General features: G+C 70.4%; 14 protein-coding genes and 1 tRNA gene. 13 read left to right on the top strand and 2 right to left on the bottom strand.

What is annotated here, in order from left to right:
* Window positions 1–19: 19 nt before the first annotated feature.
* From ACYVIP_RS15035 to ACYVIP_RS15000, 8 genes are all read left to right on the top strand, one after another.
* Window positions 20–577, top strand: coding sequence for a hypothetical protein (locus tag ACYVIP_RS15035; RefSeq protein WP_460396470.1), 558 nt, complete (start codon window positions 20–22; stop codon window positions 575–577).
* A 92-nt stretch (window positions 578–669) separates the two neighbouring features.
* A complete protein-coding gene (locus ACYVIP_RS15030) occupies window positions 670–2,094 on the top strand; it encodes a hypothetical protein (protein ID WP_460396468.1) in 1,425 nt (474 codons plus the stop codon).
* 90 nt (window positions 2,095–2,184) lie between these two features.
* Entirely contained in the window at window positions 2,185–2,784 is a 600-nt protein-coding gene (locus ACYVIP_RS15025) for a hypothetical protein (protein ID WP_460396466.1), read from the top strand.
* A 133-nt stretch (window positions 2,785–2,917) separates the two neighbouring features.
* Window positions 2,918–5,698, top strand: coding sequence for a type I DNA topoisomerase (topA, locus tag ACYVIP_RS15020; RefSeq protein WP_460396464.1), 2,781 nt, complete (start codon window positions 2,918–2,920; stop codon window positions 5,696–5,698).
* A gap of 21 nt (window positions 5,699–5,719) precedes the next feature.
* The gene (locus tag ACYVIP_RS15015; RefSeq protein WP_460396462.1) at window positions 5,720–6,973 is read left to right on the top strand and encodes a hypothetical protein; all 1,254 of its coding nucleotides are present in this window, start codon (window positions 5,720–5,722) and stop codon (window positions 6,971–6,973) included.
* 15 nt (window positions 6,974–6,988) lie between these two features.
* A complete protein-coding gene (locus ACYVIP_RS15010; RefSeq protein ID WP_460396460.1) occupies window positions 6,989–7,579 on the top strand; it encodes a hypothetical protein in 591 nt (196 codons plus the stop codon).
* 107 nt (window positions 7,580–7,686) lie between these two features.
* Window positions 7,687–9,801: a bifunctional MFS transporter/dTMP kinase gene (locus tag ACYVIP_RS15005; protein WP_460396458.1), complete on the top strand. Its 2,115-nt coding sequence runs from the start codon at window positions 7,687–7,689 to the stop codon at window positions 9,799–9,801.
* 4 nt (window positions 9,802–9,805) lie between these two features.
* Window positions 9,806–10,996 (top strand): DNA polymerase III subunit delta', encoded by a 1,191-nt coding sequence (locus ACYVIP_RS15000; RefSeq protein ID WP_460396456.1) that lies wholly within the window; start codon window positions 9,806–9,808, stop codon window positions 10,994–10,996.
* Between the two features lie 21 nt (window positions 10,997–11,017).
* Here ACYVIP_RS15000 and ACYVIP_RS14995 read toward each other — a convergent pair whose 3' ends face one another.
* Entirely contained in the window at window positions 11,018–11,335 is a 318-nt protein-coding gene (locus tag ACYVIP_RS14995) for a hypothetical protein (RefSeq protein ID WP_460396454.1), read from the bottom strand.
* Between the two features lie 143 nt (window positions 11,336–11,478).
* Entirely contained in the window at window positions 11,479–13,248 is a 1,770-nt protein-coding gene (locus ACYVIP_RS14990) for a hypothetical protein (protein ID WP_460396452.1), read from the bottom strand.
* A gap of 97 nt (window positions 13,249–13,345) precedes the next feature.
* Here ACYVIP_RS14990 and ACYVIP_RS14985 point away from each other — a divergent pair.
* The 5 genes from ACYVIP_RS14985 to ACYVIP_RS14965 all read left to right on the top strand — a co-directional run bounded on the left by ACYVIP_RS14985 (window position 13,346) and on the right by ACYVIP_RS14965 (window position 16,488).
* Window positions 13,346–13,419, top strand: a tRNA-Thr gene (locus tag ACYVIP_RS14985).
* 181 nt (window positions 13,420–13,600) lie between these two features.
* Window positions 13,601–14,545, top strand: coding sequence for a C45 family autoproteolytic acyltransferase/hydolase (locus ACYVIP_RS14980; protein ID WP_460396450.1), 945 nt, complete (start codon window positions 13,601–13,603; stop codon window positions 14,543–14,545).
* Between the two features lie 199 nt (window positions 14,546–14,744).
* Window positions 14,745–15,041: a hypothetical protein gene (locus ACYVIP_RS14975; protein ID WP_460396448.1), complete on the top strand. Its 297-nt coding sequence runs from the start codon at window positions 14,745–14,747 to the stop codon at window positions 15,039–15,041.
* Entirely contained in the window at window positions 15,038–16,177 is a 1,140-nt protein-coding gene (locus tag ACYVIP_RS14970; protein WP_460396445.1) for a putative T7SS-secreted protein, read from the top strand. Before ACYVIP_RS14975 ends, ACYVIP_RS14970 begins: the two co-directional genes overlap by 4 nt.
* Complete coding sequence (locus ACYVIP_RS14965) at window positions 16,174–16,488, top strand: hypothetical protein (RefSeq protein ID WP_460396443.1); 315 nt, start codon at window positions 16,174–16,176, stop codon at window positions 16,486–16,488. Before ACYVIP_RS14970 ends, ACYVIP_RS14965 begins: the two co-directional genes overlap by 4 nt.
* Window positions 16,489–16,498: the final 10 nt, after the last annotated feature.

Genomic DNA, 16,498 nt, shown 5'->3' with positions numbered 1-16,498 from the left:
AACAAACTAAAGGAGAACGATGAAGTCACGGGTTATCACCGCGTTCGCGGCCGTGCTCGCCTTCGCGGTGACCGGTTGCGGAGGCGGAGAGAGTGACTCCGCCGGCGGCGACTCCGGCAGCAGCGACCCGAACGCCTGGGCCGACACGGTGTGCACGTCGGTCAAGGACGACATCGAGGCGATCAGCACGCAGCCCGACCTCGGCTCGGCCGACCCGCAGGCGGCCAAGGACGCACTGGTCACCTACCTCGGCACGCTCGAGACGTCGCTGGACGGCATGGCGAGCGCGTTCGAGGACGCCGGCACCCCGCCGGTCGACGGTGGTGAGCAGGCCGTCAGCGACTTCGTCGACCAGGTTGGCACCGCCAAGGAGTCGGTGACCAAGGCCAAGACCACGGTCGAGGACGCGACGGTCGAGGACGCCAGCGGCTTCCAGACCGCCGTCATGTCCGCGATGGAGGAGCTGCAGGCGCTGTCCGAGATCGACCCGACGGGCAACTTCAAGGACAACGAGGAGCTGAACAAGGCGCTGCAGGAGGCGCCGGCCTGTAAGGAACTGGAGCAGGCCTCTTCCTGAGCTGAGCGCACGACGACGGCGGTCCTGACCCGGCATGATCCGGGGCAGGACCGCCGTCGTCGTCATCGCGGGGGAAGTGACCGGGGGAAATCGTGCGCTGGACTCGGTGGACCGCCTGGAGTGCGGCCCTGCTCGCGGTGCTGGCGGTGGTCGCGCTGTGGCTGCCGTGGTGGCGCTCGCCGAAGGCGACCTACCGCTACGCCGACGGCACGCTGACCGACGACGGCCGCGACGGCCTGCCGGGAACCGAGGTCGTCGGGTCGGCGGGCTCCTGGCTGGTCGTGCTCGCCGCGTTTGTCGTGCTCCTGGCCGTCGCCCACGGTGTCCGGACGCGGTCGCGGGCCGGCTGGTGGTGGCTGGCCGGCGCCGGCGTGGCGCTGGTCACGGTCGCGGTGGCGGCCGCCGGATCGTGGGGGATGGCACCGGGCTCGGCCGTGACGTTGGTGGCCGGGCTGGCGGTGGCCGGCGTGGCGTTGGTCACGCTGGTCCGCTCGCTGGCGGGCTGGTCGCGGCTGCTGCCGGCCGCGACGGTGCTGCTGGCGATCCCGGTGTGGTTCGTGCCGGCCCAGGCGCCCGAGGCCGTCGCGCTGACCAGTGGCCCGCTGCGACAGGTGATCCCCGGGGCGCAAGGTATCGACGGCGGCCCGCCGCGCGGTGGCGCGTCGGTTCTCCCGTCGACCAGCTGGGTGTACACCCTGGTCCCGGCCAACGGCGGCACCGGCATCGCGCTGCCTGGCGGCATCCTGGCCGTCGACGATGGCCGGGTGACCGTGCTCGTGCGCAATGACGACACCAGGACCTCGTTACTCGGCGTGGTCGACGACCGGCTGGTCGCCGCGTTCCGCGGGCGCGAGGTGCGGGTGGTCGCGCCCGGCGGGAAACCGGCGGTGGTGAACGGTTCGCTGGCGGTCGGGTCGCTGTCCAGTGCGGGTGTGCTGCTGCTGACCACCGGCGACGCCCACGACCCCACGGTGCGCCGGCTGGAGGTCTCCTCGCTGGCGGCCGGGGCCATCGTCGAGGCCACCTCGTTGCCGGTCGTGCGGCTGCCGCGCGCGGCCCGCGTGGACGACGGGCGGTTCGGCCTGCGACACCTGCTCGAACACCCCGGCTCCCGGCGGATCGTGGCCGGCGACAGCAGCCTGCCGAGCGACCGGCTGTTCACCGCCGCCCCGGGCGACCAGGAGTGGACGCCGCTCGCCGGCGGGCTGGACGAGCGCTGTGGGCTGACCGCCAGCGCCGCCGAGTCCTACCTGCCGGAGGTCGACGCGGTCGCGCCGGTGGGCGAGGACGGTTGGTGGCTGGCGATCACCGAGGACCGGCGAACCCGGCTGCTCTGGGTGACCGGCGAGGGCGAAATGCACGCGACGGCGCCGTTCTCGGTCGGCACGGTCAACGCGATCGTGCCGGTCCGCGACACGTCCGTGTTGGTCATGTCCAGCACCGGGCTGTGGCGGCTGCCGGCCGGATCCGCGGCCGCGCTGCCCGACCCGCCGCCCGGCTGCGTGGTGCCTGGCTGATCGCTCGTCCGGGTGGCCGATGGCAGACTGTTCCACCGCGATCACGGTTAGCGCTTCCCGGGATCGAACGGGTGTTCTACCCTTGGCCGGGTGGCGCAGTTGTCGTTCTACTCCGCCGAGGCGAACCCGCCGGCACCGGGGGACCTCGCGGGGCTGCTGTGCGGACCGGGTCGGCTGAGCGGCTTCGGTGGCGTCGCCGCGCGCCTGTCGGTCACCGTCGGGGAGCTGTGGCGGGCGCGGGCGCTGGTCCGGGCGATGGCCGAACGGGGCGTCGACGCGAGCCTGTACACGTGTCCCGACGGCCTGCTGGTGCGCACGGCCTTCCGCGCCGACCTCAGCCCGCTGGCCGCCGCCTGGACCACCGGCGACGACGCGAAGACCGCGCCGCCCGGCCTCACTCTCGGTGGCGGAGCGTTACGACTGTGGGTGCTCGCCGTCGGCGGCTGGACCGACGGCGGCTACCGGCTCGCGCTCGACCCGCTCGCGCCGTCAACCCATGAGCGGTTGATCGACGCGGTCGGTCGCGCCGGTCTGCCCGCCACCCTCCACTGTGGTCGCGACGAGGGTCCGGGCCTGCGAATATCGGGTCGCCGCCGGCTGGCGCGACTGGCCGAACTCGTCGGTCGGCCGCCGCTCGAAGCAGCCGAGCCGACCTGGCCGGCGGTATCCCGGGTGCGCCAGACGGCGTGAACGTGTGCTACCCAGGTAACGGTGACTACCGCCTCAGCGAAGTGTGCTGGGAAGCACCTGGGGGTAGGTAACACGGACAGCAACGTGCACACTGTCGAGCTGAGAGTGGGCTTGACAAGAGAGCGGGACACGAGTGGCAGGGTCTACGGGGACGAAGAGCGGCGGCACGACCAACGGGGCAGAGCCGCGCCGGTTGGTGATCGTGGAGTCGCCGGCCAAGGCGCGCAAGATCGCCTCCTACCTCGGCCGGAACTTCGTCGTGGAATCCTCCCGCGGCCACATCCGCGACCTGCCGCGCAAGGCGGCCGAGGTGCCGGCGAAGTACAAGGGCGAGTCGTGGTCCAACCTCGGCGTCAACGTCGACAACGGCTTCGAGCCCATCTACATCGTCACCCCGGACAAGAAGTCCACGGTCACCGAGCTCAAGGAAGCTCTCAAGACCGTCGACGAGCTCTACCTCGCGACAGACGGTGACCGCGAGGGCGAGGCGATCGCCTGGCACCTGCTCGAGGCGCTCAAGCCGAAGGTCCCGGTCAGCCGGATGGTGTTCCACGAGATCACCGAGTCGGCCATCCGCGCCGCGGCGCAGAACACCCGACCGCTGGACCAGGACCTCGTCGACGCCCAGGAGACCCGCCGCATCCTCGACCGCCTCTACGGCTACGAGGTCAGCCCGGTCCTGTGGAAGAAGATCACCCGTGGCCTGTCGGCCGGCCGGGTCCAGTCGGTGGCCACCAGGATCGTGGTGGACCGCGAGCGGGAGCGGATGAAGTTCGTCCCCGCCTCGTACTGGGACATCTCCGCCAAGCTCGACGCCGGTGAGGAGGCCGAGCCGAGGAACTTCGGCGCCCGCCTGCTCTCGGTCGACGGCACCCGCCTGGCCACCGGCCGCGACTTCGGCCAGGACGGCCAGCTCAAGTCGGGCACGAACGTGCTGCGGCTGGACGAGCCAGAGGCCCGCCGGCTCGCCGAGGCGCTGACCGGCGCCGCGCTGACGGTGTCCAACGTCGAGGAGAAGCCGTACACCCGTAAGCCGTACGCGCCGTTCATGACCTCGACGCTGCAGCAGGAGGCCGGCCGCAAGCTGCGGTTCTCGGCGGAGCGGGCGATGCGGGTCGCCCAGCGGCTGTACGAGAACGGCTACATCACCTACATGCGTACCGACTCCACCACGTTGTCGGAGACGGCGATCTCGGCGGCCAGGGCGCAGGCGCGGGAGCTGTACGGGGACGCCTACGTCTCCCCGCAGCCGCGCCAGTACAACCGCAAGGTCAAGAACGCCCAGGAGGCGCACGAGGCGATCCGGCCGGCCGGTGAGGTCTTCCGCACCCCGGGGCAGGTCGCCGGCGAGCTGGAGTCCGACGAGTTCCGGCTCTACGAGCTGATCTGGCAGCGCACGGTGGCCTCGCAGATGGCCGACGCGCGCGGCACCACGATGAGCGTGCGGATCACCGGCACGGCCGCCTCCGGCGAGGAGTGCACGTTCGCCGCGTCCGGCCGGACCATCACCTTCGCCGGTTTCCTGCGGGCCTACGTCGAGGCGGTCGACTCGGAGGAGGGCGGCGAGGCCGACGACGCCGAGCGCAGGCTGCCCAGGCTCGCCAAGGGCCAGGGCGTGACGGCCACCGAGCTGAACCCGGATGGGCACACCACCAGCCCGCCGCCGCGCTACACCGAGGCCAGCCTGGTGAAGACGCTGGAGGAGCTGGGTATCGGCCGGCCGTCGACCTACGCGTCGATCATCAACACCATCCAGGACCGCGGCTACGTGTGGAAGAAGGGCTCCGCGCTCGTCCCGTCCTGGATCGCGTTCTCGGTGGTCGGGTTGCTGGAGCGGCACTTCGGGCGGCTGGTCGACTACGGCTTCACCGCGGCCATGGAGGACGAGCTGGACCTCATCGCGTCCGGCGAGCAGCAGCGCACCCAGTGGCTGACCGGTTTCTACTTCGGCGGTGACGTCGGCCCGCAGGGCTCGGTCGGTCGCGCCGGGGGACTGAAGACGCTCGTCGGGTCCGGTGTGGACACCATCGACGCGCGCGAGATCAACTCGATTCCGCTGTTCGCCGACGAGACCGGGCGCGCGGTGGTGGTCCGGGTCGGTCGCTACGGCCCGTACCTGGAGCGCGACGGCGACGGCCCGGACGGGGCGGACAAGCCGCAGCGGGCGAACCTGCCAGAGGACCTGCCGCCAGACGAGCTGAACGTCGAGCTGGCGGAGAAGCTGTTCGCCACGCCGGTGGAGGGCCGATCGCTGGGCACCGATCCGGTGACCGGGCACGAGATCGTCGCCAAGGAGGGCCGCTTCGGCCCGTACGTCACCGAGGTGCTGCCGGAGCAGGAGGACCCGAAGGCCAAGAAGGTCAAGCCGCGTACGGGTTCGCTGCTCAAGTCGATGTCGGTCGAGTCGGTGGCGCTCGAGGAGGCGCTGCGGCTGTTGTCGCTGCCCAGGGTGGTCGGCAACGACCCGACAAGTGGCGAGGAGATCACCGCGCAGAACGGCCGCTACGGCCCGTACCTGAAGAAGGGCACCGACTCCCGGTCGCTGGCCAAGGAGGAGGACATCTTCACCGTCACCCTCGACGAGGCGCTCAAGCTCTACGCGGAGCCCAAGCGCCGGGGCCGGCAGGCGGCCGCGTCCGCGCCGCCGCTCAAGGAGATGGGCAACGACCCGGTGTCCGGCAAGCCGATGGTGGTCAAGGACGGCCGGTTCGGGCCGTATGTCACCGACGGCGAGTACAACGCGTCGCTGCGCAAGTCCGACAGCGTGGAGGAGCTGACCGACGAGCGCGCGGCCGAGCTGCTGGCGGAGAAGCGGGCCAAGGGACCGGCGCCCAAGCGGGCCACCACCACCCGGCGCAAGGCTCCGGCGAAGTCGACCACGGCGAAGAAGTCCACCGCCAAGTCGAAGGCCTGACCCTGGCGTTAGCCTCGCCGGGTGAACGACGCCCCGGACCTGGCGCCGCAACCGCCCGAGCTCGACCGCCGAGCGGTTGAGGCGTGGTTTCGGCGCCGGGGACTGCCACTGGTCGTCCGGCAGGACCGGCGGGGCTCGGCGCTGATCCAGCGCGCCGTGCCCGCCCTGGTCTTCCTGCTGACCATCGACCCGCTGGTCTCCGCGCTGGCCGCGGTGCTGGATCTGCCGGCGGGCGAGCTCGAACGGCTGCTCGCCAACCCGGCCTTCGTCATCGGCCAGCTCGTGGTGGTCGCGGTCGCCGCGCTGGTGCTGCCGACGTTCCTGGCCTGGTGGGTCGCCAAGTGGCTGCGCCGCCTCGACCAGCGGGGCCGCCGATTACTGGCCATCGCCGCGCTCGCGCTCAACGTGCTGGTGTTGCCGGTGGTCGACTGGGCGATCGGGCTGCGCAGCTACCTGTGGGTCAGCCTCACCATCAACATCGGCGCCACGCTGGTCGTGCTGTTCGCCGTCTACGTCGGCGCCGGGTCGATCCTCGGCTGGGGACTGCGCAACGCGCTGCGCCAGCTCGGCACCGTCGGCACCATGGCCACCAAGGCGTTGCCGCTGCTGGTGCTGGTCGTGATGTTCGCCTTCTTCTCCACCGAGATGTGGCAGATCGCCGATGCCCTGCCCCGCCCTCAGCTGTGGGCCGTGGTCGCGCTGCTGGCGGGGCTCTCGGTGCTGTTCATGATCGCCACCCAGGCCGACGAGCTCGGCACGATGACCGACCGGGCCAGCACCGGCCGGGTCGAGGACCTCGCGGCCCAGCTGCGCGGCACCCCGCTGGCCGACCTCGCCACCGCCGACGCCCCGGTCGACCCGCAACCGCTGTCCCGCGCCGAACGCGTCAACGTCACCGTGGTGCTGTTCGTCGCCCAGGCCCTGCAGATCGCGGTGCTCGCGATGCTGGTGTTCGTGCTGTTCGTCCTGTTCGGTGCGCTCGCGATCCGGGAGACCGTGGTGCAGACCTGGCTCGGCGTCGACGTGCTGGCCGATGGCCGGCTGTTCGGGGTCGAGCTGCCGGTGAGCCGGGCGCTGGTGCAGGTCTCGATCTTCCTGTCGGTGTTCTCCGGCCTGTACTTCACCGCGTCGGCGGCCACGGATCCGCACTACCGCAAGGCGTTCTTCGATCCGCTGCTGGCCGATGTGCGGGTGAGCCTGGCGGTTCGGCAGGTTTATCTGGCCCGACGCGCGGAAGCCTCCTACCCTGATAAGCAGACCGTCACCGACAGTTAGCTCAGGGAGACCCGAATGACCAGCGACGGCACTCAGGAACCCGGGCCGCCACCCATGCTCGCCGATCCGCTGTCCGGCCTGGTCACCGGCAGTCGCAGCGAGTTGGAGCCGCTCAAGGTGCGCGTGGTCGAGCCGCCGATGCCCGACATCAGCGCGGTCCGCGAGGCGATGGCCGGCATGCTCGACGAGGACTCCGAACTCAATCTCGGGCTCGTCGCCGAACCGAAGATCCCGGCCCAGGCGCCACCGGCCGACCCACCCGCCGACACCGCCGCGCCGGCCGAGGAGCCTGCGCCGCCGGCCGAACCGTCGTCAGATCCGACGCCGACGCCGCCGTTCGGCATCCAGGCCCAGAAGCTGGCGAAGACCGCCGAGGAGACCGGGGAGGCGAGCGCGCCGGGATCGGTGGCGCCGCCGCGGCGGCTGCCCATCGGCTGGCCGAGGATGCGTCGCGGCGAACCGGCGGCACGCCCGGCCGGGGCCGCCGGCCGAAAATCCTCCGCACCGAGTGTCGCGATCATCATGTTGCTACTGGTGGTAGTCGCGGTGATCGCAATCGTGGTCATTGCCAGTCTGATTGACACAATCGCGTCTATTTTCAGCTAAGTCGATATACCCCGAAGAACTGTGCGACCGGACACCTACTACCGTCCGATCATCCAGACGTGCTCGCGTGCCGGCTACCCTGGTGGCGCGGGCTCCGTGGAGATGGGGTGGCTGGAATCAGCGGGGGAACGGGTTCAGGCTCGGATACCGGTGTCAGTGCGCCGGCCGAGTCGCACGCGTCCATTACGCACCGCGCGCGCAGCGTGCTCGCCATCAGAGGTTTCCGGAGACTGTGGGGCGTCACCTATTTGTGCAGTATTGGTGACTGGCTGTCGCTACTTGCCCTGACCGGGTTGCTCACCAAACTGACCGACGGCTATCCGGCCGAGAGTTTCGCGTTCGCCGGCGTCGTGCTCACCCAGCTGCTGCCCGGCCTGCTGTTCGCCCCGCTCGGCGGCCTGTTCGCCGACCGGTTCGATCGGCGCAAGGTCATGGTGGTCTGCGACGTACTGCGCTGCGGCCTGTTCCTGTCGATCGCGGTCGTCGGCACCACGTGGTGGCTGTTCGCCGGCAACTTCCTCATCGGCTGCTGTGCGCTGATGTGGATCCCGTCCAAGGACGCCGCGGTGCCCAACCTGCTGCGCAGGCCCGACCAGGTGGAGACGGCCAGCCAGCTCGGCCTGGTGATGACCTACGGCATCGCGGCGATCAGCGGCTTCGGCCTGTACGCGGCGATCACCGGCATCACCACCAACCTGGACCTACAGCCGGACCCGGACGGCCTGGGCATGGCCAAGATCATCCTGGCGATCAACGGCCTGCTCTACCTGACCAGCGCGATCCTGGTGGCCACCCGGATTCCCGAGTTGTCGATCCGGGCCGCCACGCCGTCGACGACCCGCACGTCGGAACAGCGCGCCGACGAGGACAAACCCAACTTCCGCGAGATGATCCGCGACGCCGCCCGGTTCGTGCGCAGCACCCCACTGGTGCGCGGTCTGCTCATCGGCCTGATCGGCGCGATCGCCGCGGCCGGTGCGCTGATCGGCTCGGCCAAGCTCTACGCCGACAGCCTCCGCGGCGGCGAGTCCGCGTTCGGCCTGCTGCTCGTCGCCCTGTTCATCGGCCTGGCCTCCGGCATGGCCGGCGCGCCGAAGCTGGCCAGGCGGCTGCCGCACAACCGCCTGTTCGGCGTCGCGATCGTGCTCGCCGGCCTGGTGTTGTGCCTGGTGGCGCTGTCCCCGCACCTGTTCGTCTCGCTGGTCGTGGTGATGATGATCGGCGGGTGCGCCGGGGTGGCGTTCCTGACCGGTGTGACGATCATCGGCTCGCAGATCGAGGACGCCATCCGCGGCCGGATCAACGCGATCTACCAGGCGCTGATGAAGGTCATCCTGGCTGTCGCGATGGGCCTGACGCCGGTGCTGGTCGGCCTGGTGCGGCCGAGCACCGTGGTCGTCTGGGGCCGGGAGATGACCATCGACGGCACCCGGCCGGTGCTGCTGGCCAGCGGCCTGCTCGCGGCGCTGGTCGGCGTGATCGCCTACCGGCAGATGGACGACCGCCGCAGCGAGCCGATCATGGCAGACCTGCTGGCCGCCATCCGCCGCAAGCCCCGCCGCGCGACCGGCCTGCTGGTCGCGATGGAGGGCGACACCGCCCAGGACACGGCCGTGCAGGCACACCTGCTGGCCGACTGGCTGCGCCGGCCGGGCACCAAGGAGGTGCTGCTGGCCAGCGACCCGTCGCTGGACGACGACCGGCTGCAGGCGGTGCTCGCCGGCGCCCAGCTGACCGGGGCGCGGGCACACGCGCTGGTGGCCGCCGCGGTGCGCGCCGACATCGTGGAACGCCAGATCCGGCCAGCGCTCGACCGGGGCGCGCTGGTGGTGATGGAGCGTTTCGTGGACAGCCCGTTGGCGCACCTGTCCGCGGCGGCCGGCCTGGACCCGGCCGAGCTGGAGGGCCTGGCCGACTGGGCCACCGCGCGCCTGCGCCCGGACGTGACGATCCTGCTGGACCGCGACCCGAGTCTGCTGACGGCGGCCAGAAGCAAGCCGACCGAGCACCACTGGCACGTCCAGCGGGTGCTCACCGAGATGGCCGCTGCCGACCCGGACCGGTACGTGGTGGTCGACGCGGACGGCAGCCCGGAGCAGGTGGCGGTGCGGGTGCGGATCGCCGTGCAGACCGCGCTGGCCGGTCGGCGGCTGGCCAGCCTGGTGCCCAGCGACAGCCTGGCCCCCGTGCCGGTGCCGGCGTTGCCGAAGGTGGAGACTTAGGCACGTGAGTGTCTGGTCGCAGGTGGTCGGTCAGCCGGAGGCGGTCGGGGTACTGACCGCGTCGGCGACCGTGGCCGCGTCGATGGTCGACGGCACGTTCAGCGGTTCGGCGTCGGCGGTGGCGCACGCGTGGCTGTTCACCGGGCCGCCGGGGTCCGGCCGGTCGGTCGCCGCGCGGGCGTTCGCGGCCGCGTTGCAGTGCGAGACCGGTGCCGGCTGTGGTGAGTGCCCCGGTTGCCGCACGGCGATGGCCGGCACGCACGCGGACGTGCGCGTCGTCGTGCCGGAAGGGCTGTCGATCTCGGTCGCCGAGATGCGCGCCCTGGTGCAGATCTCGGCCCGCAGGCCGACCGGCGCCCGCTGGCAGGTAGTGATCATCACCGATGCCGACCGGCTGACCGAGGGCGCGGCGAACGCACTGCTGAAGGCGGTCGAGGAGCCACCGGAGCGCACGGTGTTCCTGCTGTGCGCGCCGTCGGACCATCCCGAGGACGTGCCGGTGACGATCCGGTCGCGGTGCCGGCATCTGGGGCTGCGCACGCCGACGGCGGCCGCGATCGCCGACGTGCTGCGCACCCGCGACGGCCTGCCGGCGGAGATGGCCACCTGGGCGGCGTCGGTGTGCGGGGGGCATGTCGGCCGGGCGCGCAGGCTGGCGGCCGACGAGGCGGCGCGCAGCCGCCGGGAGTCGGTGCTGCGGATCCCGCTGAGCCTGCAGCGCGTGTCCGACGTCTTCACCTGCGCCGATGATCTGGTCAAGTCGGCCGAGGCCGACGCGAGCCAGGTCAGCGGCACGAAGGACGAGGTGGAGCGGGAGGCGCTGAAGACGGCCATGGGCCACGGCGGCACCGGCAAGGGCACCGCGTCGGCCACCCGAGGCAGCGCGGCCGCGATCAAGGACCTGGAGCGCCGCCAGAAGTCACGAGCGACCAGAACCCAACGCGACGCGATCGACCTCGCACTGGTCGACCTGGCCGGTTTCTACCGCGACGTACTGGTGACCACGGCCGGGTCGACGGCGGTGTTGAACCACCCGGACCGGGCGCAGGACACCCGCCAGGCCGCGGCGCGATGGCACCCGGACTCGACGCTCCGGCGCCTGGAGGCGGTACTCGCCTGCCGGGAGGCGATGGAGTTGAACGTCAAGCCCCGCATCGCGATCGAGGCCATGCTGATGACCATGCACCACGGGTAGCCGGAAAGCAGGGCCCTCCACTCAGGAGGGAGTACCACCCGCGAAGACAACCTCAGCGCCGAGCCCGCACCAGGTGGTCGATACCTGGCCATCCCCGGCCCGGTTGCCGAAATGCCGGTAGATGTAGCCACTCTCCACGATTCGGCAATCAATGACCCCGGTGAATGGTGCGCCGTGACAGCTGATGGCCGCGCCGTGATGCCCCTGACTGCCGACCAGGTACTCGAACGGATCGCAGTGAAACTGCTCAGCTGAAGCGGACGCGACCGAGGTGGAGGTGATAATCCCTCCCAGAGCGATCGCAAGTGCGCCGACAACCGTTGCGACACGTGTATTCACGTCATTCCCCCCGTGTTGACCACAATGGACCCTCGTATGTTCGCCCTGCGGGAGGCGGCGGGGCAGACCCAGCCGGAATACGCCACCGCATTGTGTGACACCGCCGGTCAGGCTGGCGTGGTCTCGTTCGGCTCCTGCGGAAGTCAGTTCTGGTCGGTTTTCCCGGCGCTGCCGGCCTCACCGGAGTCGGTTGTCTCGGCGATGTCCGGGGAGACCGCGGGCGGGTCAACCTCAGCCGGCTCGGGCACGCTCGCGTCGGCCGGTGGCTCAGGGTCGACGGGACCGTCGGGCTCGTCTGTCGGCCCGCCGGCAGACGCCCTCGGTAGGCGCACCGCCGGCACCGCGGCCACCAGCACCACCCCGATCAGCAGCATCGCCGTCCCCGCCCAGAACATCGGCACGGTCTTGTAGGCCAAGGTCGTGTACGCCAGCCCGGGCGGCTGCTTGCCCTGCGGTTCCGGCCGAGGCTCCGGCGGCGGCTGCGGCTGGTCGGCCGCGCGGCAGACCACCCCGCCCGCCGGCGCGTAGGCCCGCGCGATCTGCTCACCGATCGACACCTGCGCCAGCGCGGAGGGCAGGTTCGGCAGCCCCAACGCCTGGGTCGGCAGGACCTGGAGGTCCAGCATCCTGGCGGTGGCGCCCAGCTGGTAGCCGGTGAACGGGTCGGTCATGGCTTCGCGCTTCTCGTCCAGCTGCGCCACCCCGAGCCGCAGCACGCCGAGGTCGAGCTTGCGCACCGCGTCGGTGACCCGCTGCCCGTTGGCGAGCAGCTCACCGATGATCGGCAGCTTCTCCGCACCCGGCACTCCGGGCAACGGCAGCCCGATCGGGATGTCCACCGTGGGGTTCGCCGCGTCCAGCCCGCCGATCTTCCGCCCGCCCTGCCACACCTCGAGCACCGGCGCCGTGTACCGCACCGACGACGTCTTCGCCTCACCCGTGGACGTGACCTGCAACGTCGGCTGGCTGACCACCCGGATATCGATCGCGAACGGCGTGCCGGCGAGCAGCTTGACCGCCGCCACCTGCAGCGTCGAGGTGGCCTGCACGGCCTTGTTGGCCGAGCCGGGGATGTCGACCAGCCGCACGACCGATCGGGTCGAGAGCGTGTTCGGCAGGCTCAGCAGGGACCCGGCGCCGTCGGCGCGCGGTGCGCCGTCGCCCGACAGCACGCCGCCAAGGGTGCTCAACGGCCCGGCGAGCCGGCCAAGCCCGTCCACGATCGCCTGATCGGCGGCCGCGTCCAGCCGAGGCGCGTCGAACACCCCGGTGAGATCGGTCACGTCCGGCAGCGTCGGGATGGCGTTGACCAGCGACAGGCTCGCGACCTCGGTAGAGGCGTCGGAGATCGTGCCGACACACGGGCCGAGGGCCTCGTCCCACCGCGCGTGCACCTGGCCCTGCAACGCACTGGCGGTGATCAGCGAGTCCAGCGGCGTCTCCGGCAGGGTGAGCCCACTGTGCGTCGGCTGCGCGTTGTTCGGCGGCGCGGTCTGCGTGACCGAGCCCGGAGTCTGCGGCGTGCCGCCCTGGAGCGCGAGCCCACCCGGCGCCGCCTGGGCGATGGCGTGCTCGAACTCGAGATAGGACTCGGAGTTGACCTGAGCGGAGGAGATCCCGAAGCCCAGCTCCACCGCGGGCTGCTTGGGCAACTTGGCCTCCGCACCCGGCACGATCGCCTTGGTCGGCACGGAGTTGGGCAGGATCCGCACGATGCCGAGCCCGGTACCGGAGTCGGCGACCACGCGGCCGGGCGGCGGCGTCCCCACCGGCGCCGACATGGGCGGCGAGCTGGGATTGGTCGGCGTCGGCACCGGGGTGGTGACCGGCTGCGCGAGCGCGGGCGCGGCAGAGAACACCAGGATGACGGCCACCAGCGGCAACGCCGTCGCGACGAGTGAGCGTGCACGCATCGCCGGGTCCTCCCTGTCCAGAAGCGAGTCCGTCTCACCTAACGAGCCTGGTGCCCTGCAGGTGACGCAGGACGGCCCGCTACACTTGACGCCGTCCGCCGCCTTAGCTCAGTCGGCCAGAGCGGCTCACTCGTAATGAGCAGGTCAAGGGTTCGATTCCCTTAGGCGGCTCCGCAGGTCACGCGGGGTTTGACCGGTCGAGTTGGACCGCGTTCCGGGCCTTCATGGTCCCGAACGTGGTCCAATTTGGCGTTAACGGGGGCATTCGCCGATGGTGGACACCTGGCGAATGCCTGCCCAATTCGTTAGGTTGCCTTCTCCTCGTCCGATTCTCACCGGGGGAGCGGCAGCCATGCGCCAACAACCCATGACCTTCCAGGCGATCGAGGTCGGCGACGGCGGCGACGGGCGGTGGGCCGCTCACGCCCGGGTCCGGTGGCAGGAGATGGCGGGGCTGCTGACCGCGGAGGGCCGGACTCCGGCGGGCGCGGATCGTGTTCGGACGCTGTTTCGTGCGCACATGCCGGAACTGGTCCCGGTGCTGGACCGCCTGGCCGGCCAGCTCGACCGGCCAGGGGCGGAAGTCTTCCTCACCCACGCGGCACTGCGGCCGTTCTCCCCGGCCTGCACCCAGATCAGCAGGAACGGCACTCTGCTGCGCAACTATGACCTACGGCCCGATCAGTGCGAGGGCACCATCGTGTCCTCCGGTTTCCTGCGCCCGGTGATCGGGATGCAGGACATGCTGTGGGGCTTGCTGGACGGGATGAACGACGCGGGTCTCGCGGTCTCGCTCACCTGGGGCGGGCGTTCCGCCTACGGCCCCGGCTTCGCCATTCTCATCGTGGTCCGCTACCTGCTGGAGACCTGCGACTCCGTCGATGAGGCGGTCGGCAGGTTGCGGTCCCTGCCGATCGCCGTCCCCCAGAACCTCACCCTTGTCGATGCGGCGAAGGCGGTGACGGTGTTCGTGGGGCCGGACATGTCGCCGACGGTGGCCCCGGATGCCTGCGCCGCCAATCACCAGCACCTGCCGGTGACCGACGAGCAGGAGCGGGCCATGCGGACGCAGGAGCGGCTGCGCGCCATTCGCGCCGCGGGTGCGGACGTGGCGGCGATGTTGAAGCCGCCGCTTTATCGATCCGTCGACGAGCAGGGGTCGAGAACGCTCTACACAGCCCACTACCGGCCCGTCGAGGGCCAGGTGACGTACTACTGGCCCGGCGAGTCCTGGCAACAGTCCTTCGGTGACTTCGCACCCGGATCCCGCACCGTGACCCTGGGTCGGGCCGGTTGAGAGGCGATCGTTCAGCTGTCTGTCTCTGCTGAAGAGGGTCATTGTTCGCGGTGCATCCGAGGTATTGGTGTCTGGCCGGCCATAGAACGTAGAAAGTTGCCTTTGATGAAGATGGCGCTCATTCCTTTGTCGATCTTGCCGCTGCGGGTCCGCGCTGTAGAATGCTCGGGCACTGAAGTGACCTGGGTTGGAGGGCTGGGTGAGTTCAGACGGGTTCGCAGTCGACCTTGAGGCGCTTGGCGTGCTGCGCGACCGGGTGGCCGTGGTGGCCGAGGAGCTGACGGAGCAACCAACCCAGGAAGCCCCGCGTGCCGAGACGTTCGGACACCGGCGACTCACCGAGGCGGTCAACGAGTTCGCCACTCAGGAGCAGCGGGGGCGGTCGCAGTTGGCCAGTGAGGCGGAGTCGATCCGCCACCGGCTCGCCGAGACGATCAAAACCTACCGACAAGCAGATGACGAGGGCGTCAGCCGGTTCGGAGGAATTGGCTCGTGAGTTCGCGGAATGTCAAGGACCTGGTGCCGGGCGACCCGGCGGAAATCTGGCTGCTCGCCGATTCCTACAACCGGATGGCCACCTCCTACGAGAACGTCGGCGACGGTTTTCGCGCGCTGGACGACGGCGGCTGGTCCGGGCGGGCCGCCGAGGCGTTTCACGCCCGGTTCGAACAGCAGCCGCGACGGTTTCTGGCCATGGCCGATTCCTACAGTCAGGTCGCGGTCGCCCTCGATACCTATGCCGCCACTCTCGCCTGGGCGCAGCGTCAGGCAGGCGAACTCATCGCGACGGACAAGCTCGAACCTGCGCCCGCCGCGCGTCCCGTGCTGACCATGACGCAGCAGGCGGAGCTCACCGGGGTGATCACTGGCGCCGACGAGCCGGACCCTGTTCGCGTCGACCAACGGGAACTGGCCGTCACCATGTACCGGCGTGCGCTGGCCATGGTGGAAAGCGTGGGGAACGATTCCGCGGCGTCGATCTCGGCGGCCGCCGAGTTGTTGCCTGTTCCGTTGTCGGAGCCGGTGACGGTCACCGCCGGGCATGCTTCCGTCGCCGAGCCGGCGATACGGGCCGTGCTGCGTCCGCCTGCCGCGCGGACCTGGTTCGATCCCGCGACATTGCGCGACGATCCGCACGACTGGGCGGTCGCCATCGCCAAGGTGCGTAAGCGGCTTCGCTGGGATGGGTTGGATCGACTGTCGCCGCGGTTGGCCCAGCACATCTTCTACGGTCACTATCGGCCGAGTAAGGAGCGCTGCACCGGGTATCACCATCGTGAAGGTGGTGTCGACGGAGGTGGGTTGCGTGTTGCGAAAATTATCGCGGGACCGGATCAGCACGGGGTCTACAAGGCCCAGGTCTGCGGCCCGCATATTCCGTCGGCCATGACCAAGGTCAGTATGTTCTTTCCTGACTCGTGGTCGCGTGCTGAAGTTCTTCACGCCGTTCGGCAGGCTTTTCTCGACGCCATGCGGCATGACGGCTACGACGCGACCAAGCGTCGTTTTCGGGGCACGTACCGGGATGTGCTGATCGAGGGTCATCTGAAATCCGGTCCGGCCGTGCCGCGAATTTGTGACATCGTCACCGCTTACCCGCGTGGTGTGCGGAAGCCGCGGGAACCTTCATGAGCTACGGGACAACGCAGGTTCAGTTCGCCATTGTCGACCACGAACTCGAAGTGTCCGCGCCAACCGCGCTGACCCCGCTCGACGATTTCCTCGAGTCCGAGATCGGCACGGACGACGCCACGCTCGACCTGGTCGACCACCATGTTCGCCACGACCGGACCTGGCAGTTCGCCGGCGACGCGTGTCACCTGTCCCTGGACGGCGAGACGGTCGTCATCAGGCACAACTACACCGGTGCCGCGATCACCCTCACGCGTACCGATCTTCGCACGCTGCTCGCGACACTCCGCACGTTCCTCCGCGCGCGGTAGTAGAAGTCGA

The organism is Actinophytocola sediminis (assembly GCF_054779715.1).
This window is presented reverse-complemented; position numbering and strand designations above follow the sequence as displayed.